The sequence below is a fragment of the Streptomyces sp. NPDC088157 genome, from assembly GCF_044741545.1.
In the GTDB taxonomy this organism is placed as follows: Bacteria; Actinomycetota; Actinomycetes; order Streptomycetales; family Streptomycetaceae; genus Streptomyces.
This window is the reverse complement of record NZ_JBIUSU010000007.1, coordinates 521,280-536,323: the sequence shown is the minus strand read 5'-3', so window position 1 is coordinate 536,323 and position 15,044 is coordinate 521,280. Positions and strand designations below refer to the sequence as shown.

The 15,044-nt window shown below is 71.8% G+C and carries 13 protein-coding genes; 9 read left to right on the top strand and 4 right to left on the bottom strand.

The window, feature by feature from the left end:
- Positions 1-147 precede the first annotated feature (147 nt).
- Positions 148-2,295 (top strand): phosphotransferase, encoded by a 2,148-nt coding sequence (locus ACIPFH_RS29320; protein WP_401831011.1) that lies wholly within the window; start codon positions 148-150, stop codon positions 2,293-2,295.
- A gap of 276 nt (positions 2,296-2,571) precedes the next feature.
- Here ACIPFH_RS29320 and ACIPFH_RS29315 read toward each other — a convergent pair whose 3' ends face one another.
- Positions 2,572-3,576: a zinc-binding dehydrogenase gene (locus tag ACIPFH_RS29315; RefSeq protein ID WP_401831008.1), complete on the bottom strand. Its 1,005-nt coding sequence runs from the start codon at positions 3,574-3,576 to the stop codon at positions 2,572-2,574.
- Between the two features lie 206 nt (positions 3,577-3,782).
- Here ACIPFH_RS29315 and ACIPFH_RS29310 point away from each other — a divergent pair, with 206 nt between their 5' ends.
- From ACIPFH_RS29310 to ACIPFH_RS29300, 3 genes are read left to right on the top strand one after another with little or no spacing between them, the layout of a single operon-like run.
- Positions 3,783-4,412 (top strand): TetR/AcrR family transcriptional regulator, encoded by a 630-nt coding sequence (locus ACIPFH_RS29310; protein WP_401831007.1) that lies wholly within the window; start codon positions 3,783-3,785, stop codon positions 4,410-4,412.
- A 53-nt stretch (positions 4,413-4,465) separates the two neighbouring features.
- A complete protein-coding gene (locus tag ACIPFH_RS29305; RefSeq protein WP_401831006.1) occupies positions 4,466-6,697 on the top strand; it encodes a HelD family protein in 2,232 nt (743 codons plus the stop codon).
- A 28-nt stretch (positions 6,698-6,725) separates the two neighbouring features.
- Positions 6,726-7,241, top strand: a complete 516-nt coding sequence (locus ACIPFH_RS29300) for a hypothetical protein (protein WP_401831004.1) — start codon at positions 6,726-6,728, stop codon at positions 7,239-7,241.
- Positions 7,242-7,246: 5 nt separating this feature from the next.
- Here ACIPFH_RS29300 and ACIPFH_RS29295 read toward each other — a convergent pair whose 3' ends face one another.
- Entirely contained in the window at positions 7,247-8,125 is an 879-nt protein-coding gene (locus tag ACIPFH_RS29295) for an NAD(P)-dependent oxidoreductase (RefSeq protein WP_401831002.1), read from the bottom strand.
- Between the two features lie 49 nt (positions 8,126-8,174).
- Here ACIPFH_RS29295 and ACIPFH_RS29290 point away from each other — a divergent pair, with 49 nt between their 5' ends.
- From ACIPFH_RS29290 to ACIPFH_RS29270, 5 genes are all read left to right on the top strand, one after another.
- The gene (locus ACIPFH_RS29290; protein ID WP_401831000.1) at positions 8,175-8,513 is read left to right on the top strand and encodes a winged helix-turn-helix transcriptional regulator; all 339 of its coding nucleotides are present in this window, start codon (positions 8,175-8,177) and stop codon (positions 8,511-8,513) included.
- A 294-nt stretch (positions 8,514-8,807) separates the two neighbouring features.
- Positions 8,808-9,326 carry an NUDIX domain-containing protein gene (locus tag ACIPFH_RS29285; protein ID WP_401831165.1) on the top strand — a complete coding sequence of 173 codons (519 nt, stop codon included), beginning with the start codon at positions 8,808-8,810 and terminating at the stop codon, positions 9,324-9,326.
- Between the two features lie 260 nt (positions 9,327-9,586).
- A complete protein-coding gene (locus ACIPFH_RS29280; RefSeq protein ID WP_401830998.1) occupies positions 9,587-10,018 on the top strand; it encodes a helix-turn-helix domain-containing protein in 432 nt (143 codons plus the stop codon).
- 86 nt (positions 10,019-10,104) lie between these two features.
- Entirely contained in the window at positions 10,105-10,776 is a 672-nt protein-coding gene (locus ACIPFH_RS29275) for a hypothetical protein (RefSeq protein ID WP_356251078.1), read from the top strand.
- 163 nt (positions 10,777-10,939) lie between these two features.
- Positions 10,940-11,284: a DUF2516 family protein gene (locus ACIPFH_RS29270; protein ID WP_328484594.1), complete on the top strand. Its 345-nt coding sequence runs from the start codon at positions 10,940-10,942 to the stop codon at positions 11,282-11,284.
- 374 nt (positions 11,285-11,658) lie between these two features.
- Here ACIPFH_RS29270 and ACIPFH_RS29265 read toward each other — a convergent pair whose 3' ends face one another.
- Together ACIPFH_RS29265 and ACIPFH_RS29260 are read right to left on the bottom strand one after the other, a co-directional pair.
- Positions 11,659-13,140, bottom strand: a complete 1,482-nt coding sequence (locus ACIPFH_RS29265) for a fused response regulator/phosphatase (protein ID WP_356251075.1) — start codon at positions 13,138-13,140, stop codon at positions 11,659-11,661.
- 485 nt (positions 13,141-13,625) lie between these two features.
- A complete protein-coding gene (locus ACIPFH_RS29260; protein ID WP_401830995.1) occupies positions 13,626-14,717 on the bottom strand; it encodes an NlpC/P60 family protein in 1,092 nt (363 codons plus the stop codon).
- Between the last annotated feature and the right edge of the window lie 327 nt (positions 14,718-15,044).

The window sequence follows — 15,044 nt, the reverse complement described above, 5'->3', positions numbered from 1 at the left end:
AAACCACCGAATGGCTCAGCTGATCATCACTCCGGTCGTGCGGCGCGTTTACCGTTTGCCCTACCCTGCCCAGCGCGAGTACCGGAGCGGCCAGTGGTCGACCACCTTGTTCCCCCTCGTCACCTCGGGGAACGAGCCGCCGAGGATGTGCCCGGAGTGCTGCGGGACTTCGTCAGGGCGGCCGAATCGACCCAGGAGTCCAGTGGCCATCACAATCGCAACTACGTGCTGCCGCTGACCGAGACCGTCGCGCCTCTGGTGGACCGCGCCCCGGGGACTTCGGTCATCGTGCGCATCAGACGGTCCGAGGCCCTTCCCGTGGTGATCAGGACCTGGGAGGAGGAAGCGGCGATCCTCGACGCCGTCCGCGGCGCCCTGCCGCACGTGCCCGAGTGTCTGATCAAGACGCCGGACTACTCCATCCACAGCCATGTGGAAGGCGTACCACTCTCCACGATCTGCGGAAACGGCAAGCCTGTCGACACCCTGCTGATGAAGGCGCTGGCCGGGCTGCTGGCCCAGATGACCCGGGTGCGCCGGCAGGCACTGCCGCCGCTGCCCGCTTCCTGGCCCGCCAACCACAGCGACAGCCGGGCCTTCCTGAAGACCCTGGCCCTGTGCGCCGACGAACAGGTCCGCAAGCCCAACCGGGACGAGTTCGGCGGTCTGTTCAAGGCGCTGGGCATCTCCGACGACGCTCTGCTCCGGCTGGCCGAGCGGGTGCCCGCGATGACCCGGCGGCCGTACAGCCTGCTCCACGCGGACCTGCACCGGGACAACCTGATCGTGTCCTACGACGGTGATCCGCCCCTCGTCTGCGTCGACTGGGAACTGGCCACCTACGGTGACCCGCTGCACGACCTCGCCACCCACCTGGTGCGCATGCGGTACCCGGACCACCAGTGGGACGAGGTGATCGACGCGTGGGCGAAGGCCATGTGGGAGTGCCGTCCCAGCGCGGTCAAGGGGCTGGCCAAGGATCTGCCCCACTACATCGCGTTCGAGCGGGCGCAGTCCGTCTACCCGGACGTCATGCGGGCCGCGCGGTCGTTGCAGCAGTCGTCCATGCGCAAGAGCATGGACGAGGCCACCGCGGAGGTGCGCCGGGCCCTGGAGACCGCGGCGGAGCCCTTGCGGCTCGGTGACGTTCCCAAGAACGACGAGATCGAGCGGGCACTCTTCCGATGGCTGGCGTCGCGTCAGGACGGAGGCGCCAGCGGTCAGCACTGGGAGAAGACGGCCTCCGCCTGGCAGCCGGACAGGCGCCTTCCCGAGAACCCGAGCTTCCCGGAGTCGGCCGTGCGCGAGGCACTGCTCGCCGAGGGAGCCGCTCCGGCGGGCCGGGTGTTCAAGGGAACCGCCCACCTCAACTCCGTGGTCTGTGTGGAGGGCGTGCCCACCCCGGTGGTCGTACGGCGCAGGCTGCCCAACGTCTCGCGGCTCGAACCGAGTTACCTCAGCGAGCACACCGTCCTGCGGGCGATCCAGGAGTCAGGGGTCCTGGTGGCGGCGCCGAAGGTGCTGGCGCTGGGCGAGAGCTACCCGGACGACGCCTTCAGCATCCACACGTACGTCGGCACGCGGATCGACCAGCCACCCAGTCACCCGGTGCACGGTCTCCTCCCGCACGAGGCGGACGCGCTGGTCGACCAGCTGTGCGAACTGACCCGCGTGGACCCGTCGTCGGTCGACGCGGTCGCCGGCGTCGGCGACTTCTGCGAGTGGCTCAAGGAACAGCTGATCGGACTCGTACGGGACCTGCCGAAGGAGTCCCTGCAGCTGGCCCGCACGCTCGGGCTGCCCGACGAATGGCGGCTGCGGGAGATCCTGTCCGGGTACCGGGTGAGCGTCCGGACCCCGGCCCTGCTGCACGGCGACCTCAACCCGTGGAACCTGGTGCGCCGTAATGACGGACTGGCCCTGACCATCATCGACTGGGAGATGGCCCTGGTCGGCGACCCGCTCTACGACCTGGTCCGGCACATGCACCTGACGCCGACGCGGCCGGAGATCCGGACCCGTATGTTCCGGCGATGGGAGGCGAAGCTGCCGAAGAAGTACACGAGGGACCGGCACAAGGACTGGACCGTCTATCGCCGGATCGAGACCATCCGCTCCGCGTACATCGACCTCGTCCGCCTGACGACCAGGGCGAGCCTGGACGCCCCCAACGTCCGTCGGGCCGTCGACTCCTACGCCGAGACGCTGGCCGCGGCCACCGCCTCTCTCGGCCTTCCGACCCCCAGAACCACCAACCCCTATCTCGAAAGGGCTCTGACCCGGGGGCGGACCTGATCGCGGGGACCTGATCGCGGGGACCTGATCCCGGGCGGACCCGGCCGGGGGAACCCGACTCGGGGCTGGTGCCGGGGCGGACGGGCGGGATCGCGGCCAGGCACGCGCCCGGACGCGTGGACCCCGGCGTCGGGTCACGTCCCGAGCAGCACCTTTCCGAATCGTGGCCACGCACGCGCCCCGACACGTGGATCCCGGCGTCGGGTCACGTCCCGAGCAGCACCTTTCCGAATCGTGGCCACGCACGCGCCCCGACACGTGGACCCCGGCGTCGGGTCACGTCCCGAGCAGCACCTTTCCGATCAGCTCACGCCCCTCGATCGCCGCATGCGCCGCCGCGGCCTCCTCGAGCGGGAACCGGGCGCCGATCACCGGCCGCAGCCGCCCCGCGGCCGCCTCCGCCAGCACCTGCGCGGTCAGGCGGCGTGCCTCGGCCTGGCCGAACTGCACGTCGCCGATCCCGAACAGGGTGACGCCCCGGCGTTCCGCCTCCGCCACGTCCACCTCCGCGAAGCCGCCCGAGGGTGCGCCGTGAGCGGAGAAACGCCCGCCGACGGCCGTCAACGGGAAGGCGGCGAGGCCGAGTTCACCGCCGACGCCGTCCATTACGACATCGGCGGCGGCTTCCCGTCCGCCAGTGGCTTCGGCGGCCTCGGTGACGTCGGCGGTCAACGCCTCCCGCGCCCGCTCCACCCAGTCCTCCTCCGACACGTCCACCACCGCATGCGCCCCCAGTTCCCGCACCAGCGCCGACTTCCGGGCTCCCCGCACCGCGGCCACCACCCGGGCGCCCCGGGCGCGGGCCAGCTGGATCAGCAGGGTGCCCATGCCGCCCGAGGCGCCAAGGATCAGGACACGGTCTCCGGCGGCCACGGCGGTGCGGTCCAGCAGGCCCACGGCCGTCACCCCGTCGTGGACGAGGGCCGCGGCCGTGCTCAGGTCCAGACCGTCCGGCACCGGGGTGGGTGCGGTGACCGGGACCGACACGCGCTCGGCGTAGCTGCCGTCCACGAAGGACGTCACCCTGCGGCCCACCCACCCGGCGTCCACGCCCGCGCCGACCGCGGTCACCGTGCCGGAGACGCCGCCGCCCGGGATGTAGGGCGGCTCGACGGGGAAGTAGGCGCGGAACCGGCCCGCGCGGATCTGTGTCTCCACGTAGATCGTGTCGGCGTGCGCGACCTCGATCAGGACCTCGCCGGGGCCGGGGGCCGGGTCCGGCAGCTCCACCGTGGCCAGGACCTCCGGTCCGCCGAACGCCTTCACCTGTGCTGCTCGCATGACATACCTCCACTGCGGTGCCGTTGAATGCGCGTGCATGGAGTCTTCGGCCTCAACCGCGGTTGAGGTCAAGCGGGATCAAGTGAGGCGGAGTGAGGCGGAGCGGGGGCGGGCCGAGGAGGGCCGAGGAGGGGTGGGGAGACGAGGTCGAGGCGAGGTGAGGTCGGGGCGAGATCGGGCGGCTGCCGGCCCCGTAGGCTCGGCCCATGAGCGAGACCGGGCTGCGTGAGCGCAAGAGGCAGCGGATGTACCAGGCCGTGTCGGACATCGCCGTCCGGCTCTTCCTCGAGCGAGGCTTCGACGCGGTGTCCGTCGCCGAGGTCGCCGCGGCGGCCGAGATCTCCAAGCCGACCCTCTTCCGGTACTTCCCGGCCAAGGAGGATCTGGTCCTGCACCGGATCGCGGACCACGAGCAGGAAGCGGCCCGGGTCGTCTCGGCGGCGCGGGCCGAGGGGGTCGCGCCGCTTCCCGCCCTGCGCCGGCACTTCCTCGCCGGGCTGGCCGCCGCCGATCCCGTGACCGGCCTCAACGACCACCCGCAGGTGCGCGCCTTCTACGCCCTGCTCTACGGCACGCCCTCCCTGGTCGCCCGCCTCCACGGCTACCTGGAGCGCTCGGAGGCCGCCCTCGCCGACGCCCTCGTGAACGACCTGCCGGACGCGCTCGACGCCCGGCTGGCCGCCGGTCAGATCATCGCCGTCCGGCGGATCCTCGCCGAGGAGAACTGGCGGCGGATTTCGGCGGGGGAGCGGCTGGAAGACGTACGGGGGGACGCGGAGGCGGCGGCGGAGCGGGCTTTCGGGGTGCTCCTGGCGGGGTTGCCGCAGCTCAGCTAACTGAGGCTCGGTAAAATATGTGACTCAGTCTCATTATTCGTTACCCTTGCCGTATGACGGCACCCGAGCGCGCCTCCGAGGGCGACCCGAAGAGTCCGGCGGATCTCGGCGCCGCGCTGCGCCACGAGCGCGCCCACCACGACGCCTGCCGTGCCGCCCTCGCGGCGATGGTCGAGGGCGCCGACCTCCAGGTCGTCACCGGTGAGGACGTCTCCGCCTCCGGCGCCGACGCCGAAGTCCTCGGGTACCGGCTGCGCAGCCATGCCAAGGCCCTGCACGAACTGCCCGAAGGCCCGCTGTTCTTCGGTCGGCTGGACTTCGCGCTCGGCACGGGCGGCGAGCACGAGGGCCTCGCCCACCACATCGGCCGCCTGCGCATCAGCGAGCACCCGGCGGCCCCGCCCCTCGTCGTCGACTGGCGCGCTCCCGTCTCCCGCGCCTTCTACCAGGCGAGCGCCCGCGACCCGCAGGGAGTGGCCGTACGGCGGCGGTTCGGCTGGGCCCCCGGCAGTCGCGGCGACTCCACCGACCTCACCGGCCTGGAGGACGAGCACCTCGATGGGGGTGGGCGGGTCGACGGGGACGGGCACCTCGATGGGGGTGGGCGTGTCGACGGGGACGGGCCGGGCGGCCGCGATGAGCGGTCGGGGCGTGGCTGGCCGGGCGGCGGAGACGGGTGGTCGGGGCGTGGCGGGCCAGGCAGGTCAGGTGGGCCGGGCAGGCCAGGTGGGTCGGGAAGTCCGGGCGGCATCGTCGCCCGCGAGATCGAACGGCCCCGCGTCGGCCCCATGCGGGACATCGCCGCGACCATCCAGCCCGAGCAGGACGAACTCGTACGCGGAGAGCTCGCCGAATCCGTGTGCGTGCAGGGCGCTCCCGGCACCGGCAAGACCGCCGTGGGCCTGCACCGGGCCGCCTACCTCCTCTACACCCACCCGCGGCGCATCCAGCGCGGCGGACTGCTGATCCTCGGCCCCAACCGCACCTTCCTCTCCTACGTCGCCGAGGTGCTCCCCGCCCTGGGCGAGACCGGCGTACGGCAGTCGACCCTCCACGACGAGATCGCCCGCCACCCGGTGACCGGGACGGACCCCGACCGGACCGCCGTCGTCAAGCACGACGCCCGGATGGCCGAGGTGCTGCGGCGCGCGGTGTACGGACGGGTGGCCGCCGACCGCGCCGAGGACCTCTCCGTTCCCGACGACACCTACCGCTGGCGGATCGCGGGCGACGAGCTGACGAGGATCGTCGCCGGTGTGCTCGCCGAGGAGCCGCCGTACGAGGTCGGGCGCGAGCGGGTGCGCAGCCGGATCGTGCGCCGGATCCAGGGGCAGGTCGAACGCCGGAGCGGACCGCGCCCGGGCTCCTGGACGCGCCGCATCGAACGGGCCCGGCCGGTGAGCGCGTGCGTGGAGGCGCTGTGGCCGAAGCTGCGTCCGGAGGAGGTGCTGGCCCGACTCCTCACGGACCCGGCGGAGTTGGCGCGCGCCGCAGACGGTCTTCTGGACGCCGGGGAGCAGCGGGTCCTGCACTGGCCGCGCCCGCCCCGCTCGCCGAAGTCGGCGCGCTGGTCGTCCGCCGACCTCGTCCTCCTCGACGAGATCGCGGGCCTCCTCGACCATCCCCGGGGGTACGGCCATGTCGTCGTCGACGAGGCCCAGGACCTCTCGCCGATGGAGTGCCGGGCGGTCGCCCGCCGGGTCCCCTTCGGCTCGCTCACGGTCCTCGGCGACCTGGCACAGGGCACCACCCCCTGGGCGGCCGACTCCTGGCGGGTGCAGATGGGGCACCTGGGCAAGCCGGACGCGACCATCGTCCCGCTGACCACCGGCTTCCGCGTCCCGGCCGCCGTCCTCACGCTCGCGGGCCGTGTTCTCGACCTCCTCGACATCGACGTGCCGCGCGCCGACTCCCTGCGCGGGGACGGCGAACTGCGGGTCCGGCGAGCGGACGGCGACCTCCACCGCGCGGTCGTCGCCGCCGTGCGCGACGCGCTGCCCCGGGAGGGTTCGATCGGCGTCATCGCCGCGGACTCGCAGATCGGGGAGGTGCGCGAGGCCCTGGCCGAATCCGGCGTCCCGACCTCGGGACCGGACGATCCGGCCGCCCGGGTGACGGTGGTCCCCGCGACCCTCGTCAAGGGCCTCGAGTACGACCACGTCGTCGCAGTCGAACCGGCGGCCATCGCGGAGTCGGAGCACCGCGGCCTGAACCGGCTCTACGTGGTGCTGACCCGCGCGGTCTCACGGCTGGAGGTGGTATACGGGCGGGAGCTGCCGTGGTGAGCGCAGATCCGGGGGATCCTGTACGACGATGCTGCTCTTTCTCGACGTCGACGGGACCCTGATCCCGTTCGGGGGCACGGACCCCTACCCCGAGTTCCGGGCGCCCGGAGAACCGGCCCCCGCACACCCCCTCCTGTCCCGCCTCGACCCGGCCCTCGGCCCCCGCCTGCGAGCGCTGGGCTGCGAGCCGGTATGGGCCACGACCTGGCTCGACGACGCGAACACCGTCCTCGCGCCATGGCTCGGCCTGCCCTCGCTCGCGGTGGTGGAGTGGCCGCAGGAGGAGCCACCGGCCGGGGGCGTGCACTGGAAGACGCCGACCCTGGTCACCTGGGCCGCCGGGCGCCCGTTCGTCTGGCTCGACGACGAGATCACCCGCGCCGACCGCTCCTGGGTGGCCGCCCACCATCCCGCCCCGGCCCTCCTGCACCGGGTGGACCACCGATACGGAGTCGGGGACGCGGACTTCGCGGTGGTGGAGGAGTGGATCGCGGGGGTTCGGCCGGGTGGGCACTGCCGGACCCTCCCACGGCGAACCCCTTGAACGAATTACCTCCGTCCCACCTCTTCCGTCACTCGGATGAACCCGCCCTCACCGTGCCCACGCCCGATGACCCGGAGAACCTGACCCTCGGCCGCGCGCAGGACGCCCGTGTCGATGCCGTGCGCTTCGGAGGTGTGGACGATGTGGGCGATGGACGCGGCCGCCGAGGTGATCGGGTTGGCGTCGCCCGGGAAGGTGCCCGCGTCGGCCTCGGCCGCGGTTCTGTCGAAGATCGCCGGGAGGATCGCGGCGATGCCTTGGGCGTAGGGGGCGAGTTCGCGTGCGGTGATGCCCTCCGCCCGGGCCAGGGCCACGGCGTGTGCCCAGCCGGCCATCGCCGTCCAGAACACGTCGAGCAGCGCGAGATCGTGGGCCGCCGCCCGGCCGATCTCCTCGCCGAGGTGTGTGTGGGTGCCGCCCAGCGCCTCCAGCACCGGTCGGTGTTCCCGGTACGGCTCCGCCGGTCCGCTGTACAGGACCACCGTGGCCGGCGTGCCGATGGTGGGCGTCGGGGTCATGATCGCGCCGTCCAGGTACCGGACGCCGTGCCGGGCCGCCCAGTCGGCGGTGTCCCGGGCGCGGGCCGGGGTGTCGGCCGACAGGTTCACGACGGTACGGCCCTTGAGCGCGGCGGTGACCGGCTCCTGCCGCAGGACCGCGTCGACGGCGTCGTAGTCCCGTACGCACACCACGATCAGCCCGCTCGCGCCGACGGCTTCCTCCGCCGTGCGTGCCACCACGGCTCCCCGCCCCGCCGGCTCCTCCGCCCGGCCCGGGGTCCGGTTCCAGACAGTGGTCCGAACGCCCGCGTCCAGGAACGCGCCGGCGAGGGCACGTCCCATGGGCCCCAGTCCGAGAACGGTGACGGAATTCGATGTAGGCATGGCTCAACTCCTTTAGAGTTATGGGCAATTGCTGATAAAAGGGGTGCGAGTGACCAGTAAGCGTGCCAAGGGCCTGTACGTATGCGGACTGTCCGCCGCGCTCGCCGTCATCGACGGCAAGTGGAAGACGGGCCTGCTCTGCTACCTGGAGCTCGGCCCGCACCGGCCCGCCGAACTGCGGCGCCGGCTACCGGGGCTCAGCGAGAAGGTGCTGACCCAGGCACTGCGCGAGATGGAGGCGGACGGGCTGGTGCACCGCGAGGTGCACGACGTCCTCCCGCCGAAGACCGTCTACTCCCTGACCCCCTTCGGCCTCGAACTCGCCGAGGCGCTGGCCCCCCTCACCGGCTGGGGCGACCGCCGACTGGAACGTCTGACCGCTTCCTGATCACCTCTCGATCACCTGCGACCAGCCTCGCCGGAGGGCGGCGCGCTGCCAAGTACGTACAAAAAAGTGGGTGGCGAGGTGAGGGGCGTCGGGCGTTCCCGCGTGCCGGCCGCGATCGCCGCGTCGGCGCTCGCGGCCGGTCGGTCGGTGGCCGTGCCGGCTGAGCCTGAGCACGATAGGGGTCGTATGTGCATGACGACTGTCGTCACTGGTGTCCGGCCTCCCCGGTGCAGGTGCTCTTGGGCCCACTCCCCGAGCCGCCGTGAGGCGGCGTTGTCGGTGGGCTCTGCCAGGGTGTGCGCCGTGGATGAACTGGTGGAGCGTGTCGACGGTCGAGATCGTGCGGTGGGGGTGGTCAGCCGTCGGCAGGCCATCCGGGAGGGTTGGCTGCATCGGGTCGCCGTGACGGTGTGTCGTGATGATCGTGACCGGATCCTCGTCCACCGGCGGTCGGAGCAGCTGTCGCGCTTCCCCGGGCTCCATGAGGTCGTGGTCGGTGGCGCGGTGAATGTCGGCGAGTCCTATGAACAGGCCGCCGCGCGGGAGCTGGCCGAAGAACTGGGCATTCGTGGCATTCGTGGGCTGCCGCGCTTGCTGTTCACGTTCATCAACCGCAGCGGCCTGAGCCCTCACTGGCTCGGCGTGCACGAAGCCGTGATGCCGGCCGCCGTGGTCCCCGATCCTGATGAGGTCGCCTGGCACGGCTGGCTGACCGAGCCGGAGCTTCGCTCGGCCCTGCTGGAGTGGCGCTTCACCCCCGACAGTCACGAAGCCTTCAGCCGGTATCTCACATTCCGGACGGCGCAGTCCTGACCTGGCTCGCCCTTCGGGCTGGGGCGCCTTCTTGCGGCCAACGCGCCTTGAGAAAGCGGCTGTTGGTGATGGGGAGTACGGCTGCTTGATCGACTCGCGCTCGTTGAGCAGCTCCATGGCTTGCGGTCCGTGCTCGCCCAGAACGAGGTCCTGACCGACGTGACGACCAGGGCGGCGGCGTTGGAGCCGGAGGAGTGGCGCGACACACTATTGCAAGCAGGTGCTTGCAATAGTTAGCGGAGCTGGTGCACAGTGGAGGCATGGCATCGCTCAACGTCGGCAATCTCGGTGAGTACCTGCGCGAGCAGCGGCGCAACGCGCAGCTGTCGCTCCGGCAGCTCGCCGACGCCGCCGGGGTGTCCAATCCGTACCTGAGCCAGATCGAGCGCGGGCTGCGCAAGCCGAGCGCGGAGGTGCTTCAGCAGGTCGCCAAGGCGCTGCGGATCTCCGCCGAGACGCTGTACGTGCGGGCCGGCATCCTCGACGCGGAACGGGACGGGGAGGACTACCGACGGGACGGCGCGACCCGCGCGGTCGTCCTCGCCGACCCGACGCTGACGGAGCAGCAGAAGCAGGTGCTGCTCCAGATCTACGAGTCCTTCCGCAAGGAGAACGGATTCGTGGACGGCGGCGGTACGGCGGACCCGCAGGACCAGGAGAGCGAAGCCGATCCGCAGCAGACGGCCAGTTGACCGGACCAGGGGACCGGCCGCCCCGCTGCGGACCTGCACGACCCTCAGCCGAAAACGACGTATGTGAATCCGGGAGGACCTTCACCATGGCCATCACCGACGACCTGCGCAAGACCTTCAGCGACCCGACTCCGTTCTACTTCGCCGCAGGCACCGCCGATCTGGCCCTCCAGCAGGCGAAGAAGGTGCCGGGTCTGGTGGAGCAGCTGCGCACCGAGGCCCCGGCCCGTTTCGAGGCCGTCCGCAACACCGACCCCAAGGTGGTGCAGGAGAAGGCCGGCGCCCGCGCCAAGGAGGCGACCGCCAAGGCCAAGGAGGCGCAGGAGACCCTCCAGGCCAAGGTCACCGGCTTCATCAGCAACCTCGACGGGGACATCAAGAAGATCGGCAGCACCCTCGACGCCGATCTGAAGAAGTTCGGCGAGTCCGCCCAGGACCTCGCGCTGCGCGGTGTCGGCGTCGCCGCCGAGTACGCCGTCAAGGCCCGCGAGACGTACGAGAAGGTCGCCGAGCACGGCGAGCAGACGGTGCGCACCTGGCGCGGCGAGGCCGCCGAGGAGATCGAGGAGCTCGCCATCGCGGTCGAGCCCGGCTCCGAGCCGAAGTCCGAGCCCGCGACCGCGCCGGCCGGGACCGAGGAGCCGAAGTCCGCTCCCGCCGCGGCCCAGGCCGAGCCCACCGCGGTGAAGAAGCCTGTCGCCAAGAAGGCTCCGGTCCGTAAGCCCGTGGCGAAGAAGACGACGCCGCCGGCCAAGTGAGACCGAGAGCCGGGACGGACACGGCCGACAAGGACATACGGTCACGGGCCGGGCACTCATGGAGTGCCCGGCCCGTTGTGCGGGTAACGGGAGTGCGGTTGCGGGTACGGTGACCGCGTAAGGACGAGCGAGTCGAATCGCGTCGAGTCGGGTGGTGGACGTTGTGCTGATCCAAGGCTTCGCCGGGCTGTTGTGGCTGCTCTACCTCGCCATGCTGGTCCTCGCCGTGGTGGCGCTGGTGATGGCCGCCCTGTTCCGCGACGACGCCTACCGGGCCGCCGACAAGCAGAACAAGGGCTTCTGGCTGATCATCCTCGGCATCGCGGTGGCGGTGAACCTTCTGGTGCCGATGCTCTTCCTTCAGCTCGCGGGACTCGTCGCCACGATCGTCTTCTTCGTGGACGTACGACCCGCCCTCCGGCAGGTGGGCGGTGGCGGCGGCTGGGGCCGCAGGCGCGGCGGCAGCAGCAGCGACGGCCCGTACGGCCCCTACAACGGCGGCCGGTAGAGCCACCAGTACCTCAGTACCTCAGTACCTGAGTAGCCAGCCCGCCAGCCCGCCAGTTCACTGGCCCGGCAGGCCGCAGAGCAGAGTCCATTGGCGCCCAGCTCCGTAGCTCCGGCCCCGCCGTCTCCGTCCCGGAGAGCGCGGGGCCGCGGTCATGCGGGGTCGCGGGCATGCGGGGCCGCGCGGGGATGCGGGGCGCGGCGGGCATGGCCCCGGGCGTGCGGGGACGCCGCAAGGGTTCCGAACGGCGGTCTAGGAACCGGGGCGTGGGCACGGTGGGCCCCGTCGAAACGGCGGGCCCCAGCGAAACGGCGGGCCGGAACGGCGCGTCCGGCGCGGTGCTACGGCGCACAGGGCTGGGGCTGGGGCCGGAGCTAGGGCTGGGGAACCGGGACCGGGATCCGGTCCAGCAGCACCACGGCCACGTCGTCCGTCAGCTCGCCCCCGTTGAGCTCACGCACCTCGTTCACCGCGGCCCGCAGCAACGCCTCTCCGCGCAGCCCCTCGGAGAGCTGGCGGCGGATCATCTCCACCATGCCGTCCTGGCCCAGCCGCTCCCGGCCCTCACCGATCCGCCCCTCGATCAGGCCGTCGGTGTACAGCATCAGGCTCCACTCGGCGCCCAGCTCGACCTGCATCCGCGGCCAGCGGGCACCCGGCAGCAGACCGAGAGCGGGCCCGTTGTTGTCGTACGGCAGCAGGCGCGCGGGCCGGTCCGGGCGGGCGATCAGGGGCGCGGGGTGACCGGCCAGGCACAGGCCCGCCCGGCGGCCGTCGGGCGCGATGTCCACCGTGCACAGCGTCGCGAAGATCTCGTCGTCGTCGCGCTCGTGCTCCAGCACCTGCTGAAGCGTGTTCAGCAGTTCGTCCCCGCACAGGCCCGCCAGCGTCAGCGCCCGCCAGGCGATGCGCAGCTCCACGCCGAGCGCCGCCTCGTCCGGGCCGTGCCCGCAGACGTCGCCGATCATCGCGTGCACGGTGCCGTCGGGCGTGCGGACGGTGTCGTAGAAGTCGCCGCCGAGCAGCGCGCGCGAGCGGCCGGGGCGGTAGCGGGCGGCGAAGCGCAGCGGGGAGCCCTCCAGGAGGGGTGTGGGCAGCAGGCCGCGCTCCAGGCGGGCGTTCTCCTGCGCGCGCAGCTTGCCCTCGGCGAGTCGTCGCTCGGCCGTGTCGGAACGTTTCCTCTCCACCGCGTAGCGGATCGCGCGGCTCAGCAGCCGCCCGTCCAGCTCGTCCTTGTAGAGGTAGTCCTGGGCGCCCACGCGTACCGCCTCGGCGCCGCGCTCGGCGTCGCCGGACGCGGTGAGCGCGAGCACGGCGTGCCGGGGCGCGAGCCGCAGCACGTGCCGCAGGACCGCGAGCTCGTCGTCGGACTCGCTCGCCTTGCCGGGCGCCGGCAGCGCGAGGTCCAGCAGGATGCAGTGGACGTCGTGGGTCAGCAGCCGCTCGGCCTCGGTGAGGTTGCGGGCGGTGCGCACCCGGATCGGCCTGCCGTCGGCGTCGAGCAGGTCGTGGACGATCGGCGCGGCCGTGGGGTCGTCCTCGATCAGCAGCAGGGTGAGGGTGGTGGGGGCGGTGCCCACACCGGTGGCGCTCACGCTTGTAGTGCCCACGCCGGTGGCGTTCGGGCCGCCGGTGCTCACGCTGGTGGTGCTCACGCCATGGTGGACGCCGTCGACGGGCGTGGCGTTGAGCGCGGTGTTGTGCGCGTTGTCGCCGTGCGCGGTGTTGTTCTCGGCCCTCGTCGCCTCGTTGCGAACGGTTTCCTTCTTGGAGGGGCCGCCGACTGCGGGCGTGGCCTGCGCCTGACCGCTCTCCACGGCCGGGATCGCTCTCTGCCGCGGTACGGGTACGGGCATCGTCCTGGTTCCTTCCCTCCCCCCGAGGGCATGGCGGGGACGAGGGACCTCGACCCACCGACGGGGACCATAGCGGCAGAAGGCGCCGCAACGGAATGGTGTGAGGCAGGCAGCTTGATCTCTGGCCGCTGTCATATGCCGCGTTCTGTACCGCAATTGGGCAGGGTGGGTGTGTCGCGGGGATGACGAACGTCACGTCCGCGCGGAGTTTGGCGATGGGCGAGGTGCTGTGGATCACATGGCGGGGGCCACCAGTGGGACCACCCCGGCGACCTGCCATCCGACCGGTCATCCGAAACGGCCGTGGACCGCCGCGGGAGCGGGCAGGCCCGGCCACCGGATCGCCATCGGATCGCAGCCGGGCCGGCAGCTGAAAAGCCCGTCGGATCGGTCACCGAACAGGTCACCGGATCGGTCATCGAACAGGCCGCCGGGTCGGTCATCGAACAGGCCACCGAACAGGCCGCCGGATCGGTCACCGGGCCTCACGCGTCCGGCCGGACCACCCCGAGTATCGGCATCGTGCCCGCCCCCGCGAGCGTGACCGTACGGCCCGGGCGCGGGGCGTGGATGATCGAGCCGTCGCCGACGTACAACGCGACGTGGCTGGCGTCGTCGAAGTAGATGATGAGGTCGCCGGGGCGCATGTCCTCGATGGCGATGTGCGGCAGCTGCTTCCACTGTTCCTGCGAGGTGCGCGGTATGCCCTGACCGGCGCTCTTCCAGGCCTCGGAGGTCAGTCCGGAGCAGTCGAAGGAGTCCGGGCCCTCCGCGCCCCACACGTACGGCTTGCCGATCTGGGCGGTGGCGAACTGCACGGCCTGCTTGCCCTGTACGGACGCCGCGCTGTTGATCTCGTCGAGGACGCCGGTGCCCAGCCAGGCGGTCTGCGCCTCCCGCGCGACCTTCGCCTCCAGTTGCTCGAGGCGCTTCTTCTCCTCCTTCTCGAGCTGGGACTCGAGCTTCTCGGCCGCCGCGATCTGCTTCTCGATCTTCTTCTGGGCCGTCGCCTTCGTCTTGCGGCCCGCCTCCAGCTTCTGCCACTGGGTGGAGGCGTCCTTGGAATACTGCTCCAAGTCCTGCTGGGTGCGGGTGAGTTCGCCGATCAGGCCCTTGGTCGCGCGCTCGCCCTGGCGCACCCGGCCGGCTCCGTCGAGGAACTCCGACGGGTCGTCGCTCAGCATCAACTGCGCCTCGTCCGGCAGGCCGCCGGTGCGGTACTGGGCGCGGGCGGCGGCACCCGCGCGGTCCTTGAGGTCGTCCAGCTTCTCCTGGCCCGCGACGATCTTCTTGGCCAGCTCCACGATCTCCGCGGACTGCTTCTTCGCCGCTTCCTCGGCCGCGTTGTAGGCGTCGGTGGCGACCGCGGCGTCGTGGTACAGCGCTTCGAGCTTGGTGCGGACGGCCTCGAGGTCCTTGTTGGACGCGGTGGAGGGGAGCGGCGGGGCCGTGGAACTCGCCGTCGGCGCCGGAGTCGGGCTCGGGCTGGCGAACGCGGTGCCGGGTGCGCCCAGCACGGTGACCGCGCAGACCACCGTCACAGCCGCCGCGAGCAGGCCGCGCTTGCCCGTTCCCATACCCCGTCCCCCAACCCCTGATTAACCGTCAGTAACTTGCGGTGCCTGGGGGATCGTGCCACGTCACAGCCGAAAACGACAGAGGTGACGACGGAACGACAGGGCGGCTCAGCGACAGGAACAGTCCTTCCCCTCGTCCCCACCCCGCCATGACGATCTCCCCGCCTGTGTGACGAACGACTCACGGAGATCGTTCCCTGCGGCCCTGCGGCCCTGCGGCCCTGCGGCCCTGCGGCCTTGCGGCCTTGCGGCCTTGCGGCCTTGCGGCCTTGCGGCCTTGCGGCCTTGCGGCCTTGCGGCCTTGCGGCCTTGCGGCCTTGCGGCCTT

Bases quoted from the DNA above. Each gene is read 5' to 3' on its own strand.
- ACIPFH_RS29315 (WP_401831008.1), bottom strand. From the start codon at position 3,576: ATGCGAGCAGCACAGGTGAAGGCGTTCGGCGGACCGGAGGTCCTGGCC.
- ACIPFH_RS29310 (WP_401831007.1), top strand. From the start codon at position 3,783: ATGAGCGAGACCGGGCTGCGTGAGCGCAAGAGGCAGCGGATGTACCAG.
- ACIPFH_RS29305 (WP_401831006.1), top strand. From the start codon at position 4,466: ATGACGGCACCCGAGCGCGCCTCCGAGGGCGACCCGAAGAGTCCGGCG.
- ACIPFH_RS29300 (WP_401831004.1), top strand. From the start codon at position 6,726: ATGCTGCTCTTTCTCGACGTCGACGGGACCCTGATCCCGTTCGGGGGC.
- ACIPFH_RS29295 (WP_401831002.1), bottom strand. From the start codon at position 8,125: ATGCCTACATCGAATTCCGTCACCGTTCTCGGACTGGGGCCCATGGGA.
- ACIPFH_RS29280 (WP_401830998.1), top strand. From the start codon at position 9,587: ATGGCATCGCTCAACGTCGGCAATCTCGGTGAGTACCTGCGCGAGCAG.
- ACIPFH_RS29275 (WP_356251078.1), top strand. From the start codon at position 10,105: ATGGCCATCACCGACGACCTGCGCAAGACCTTCAGCGACCCGACTCCG.
- ACIPFH_RS29265 (WP_356251075.1), bottom strand. From the start codon at position 13,140: ATGCCCGTACCCGTACCGCGGCAGAGAGCGATCCCGGCCGTGGAGAGC.
- ACIPFH_RS29260 (WP_401830995.1), bottom strand. From the start codon at position 14,717: ATGGGAACGGGCAAGCGCGGCCTGCTCGCGGCGGCTGTGACGGTGGTC.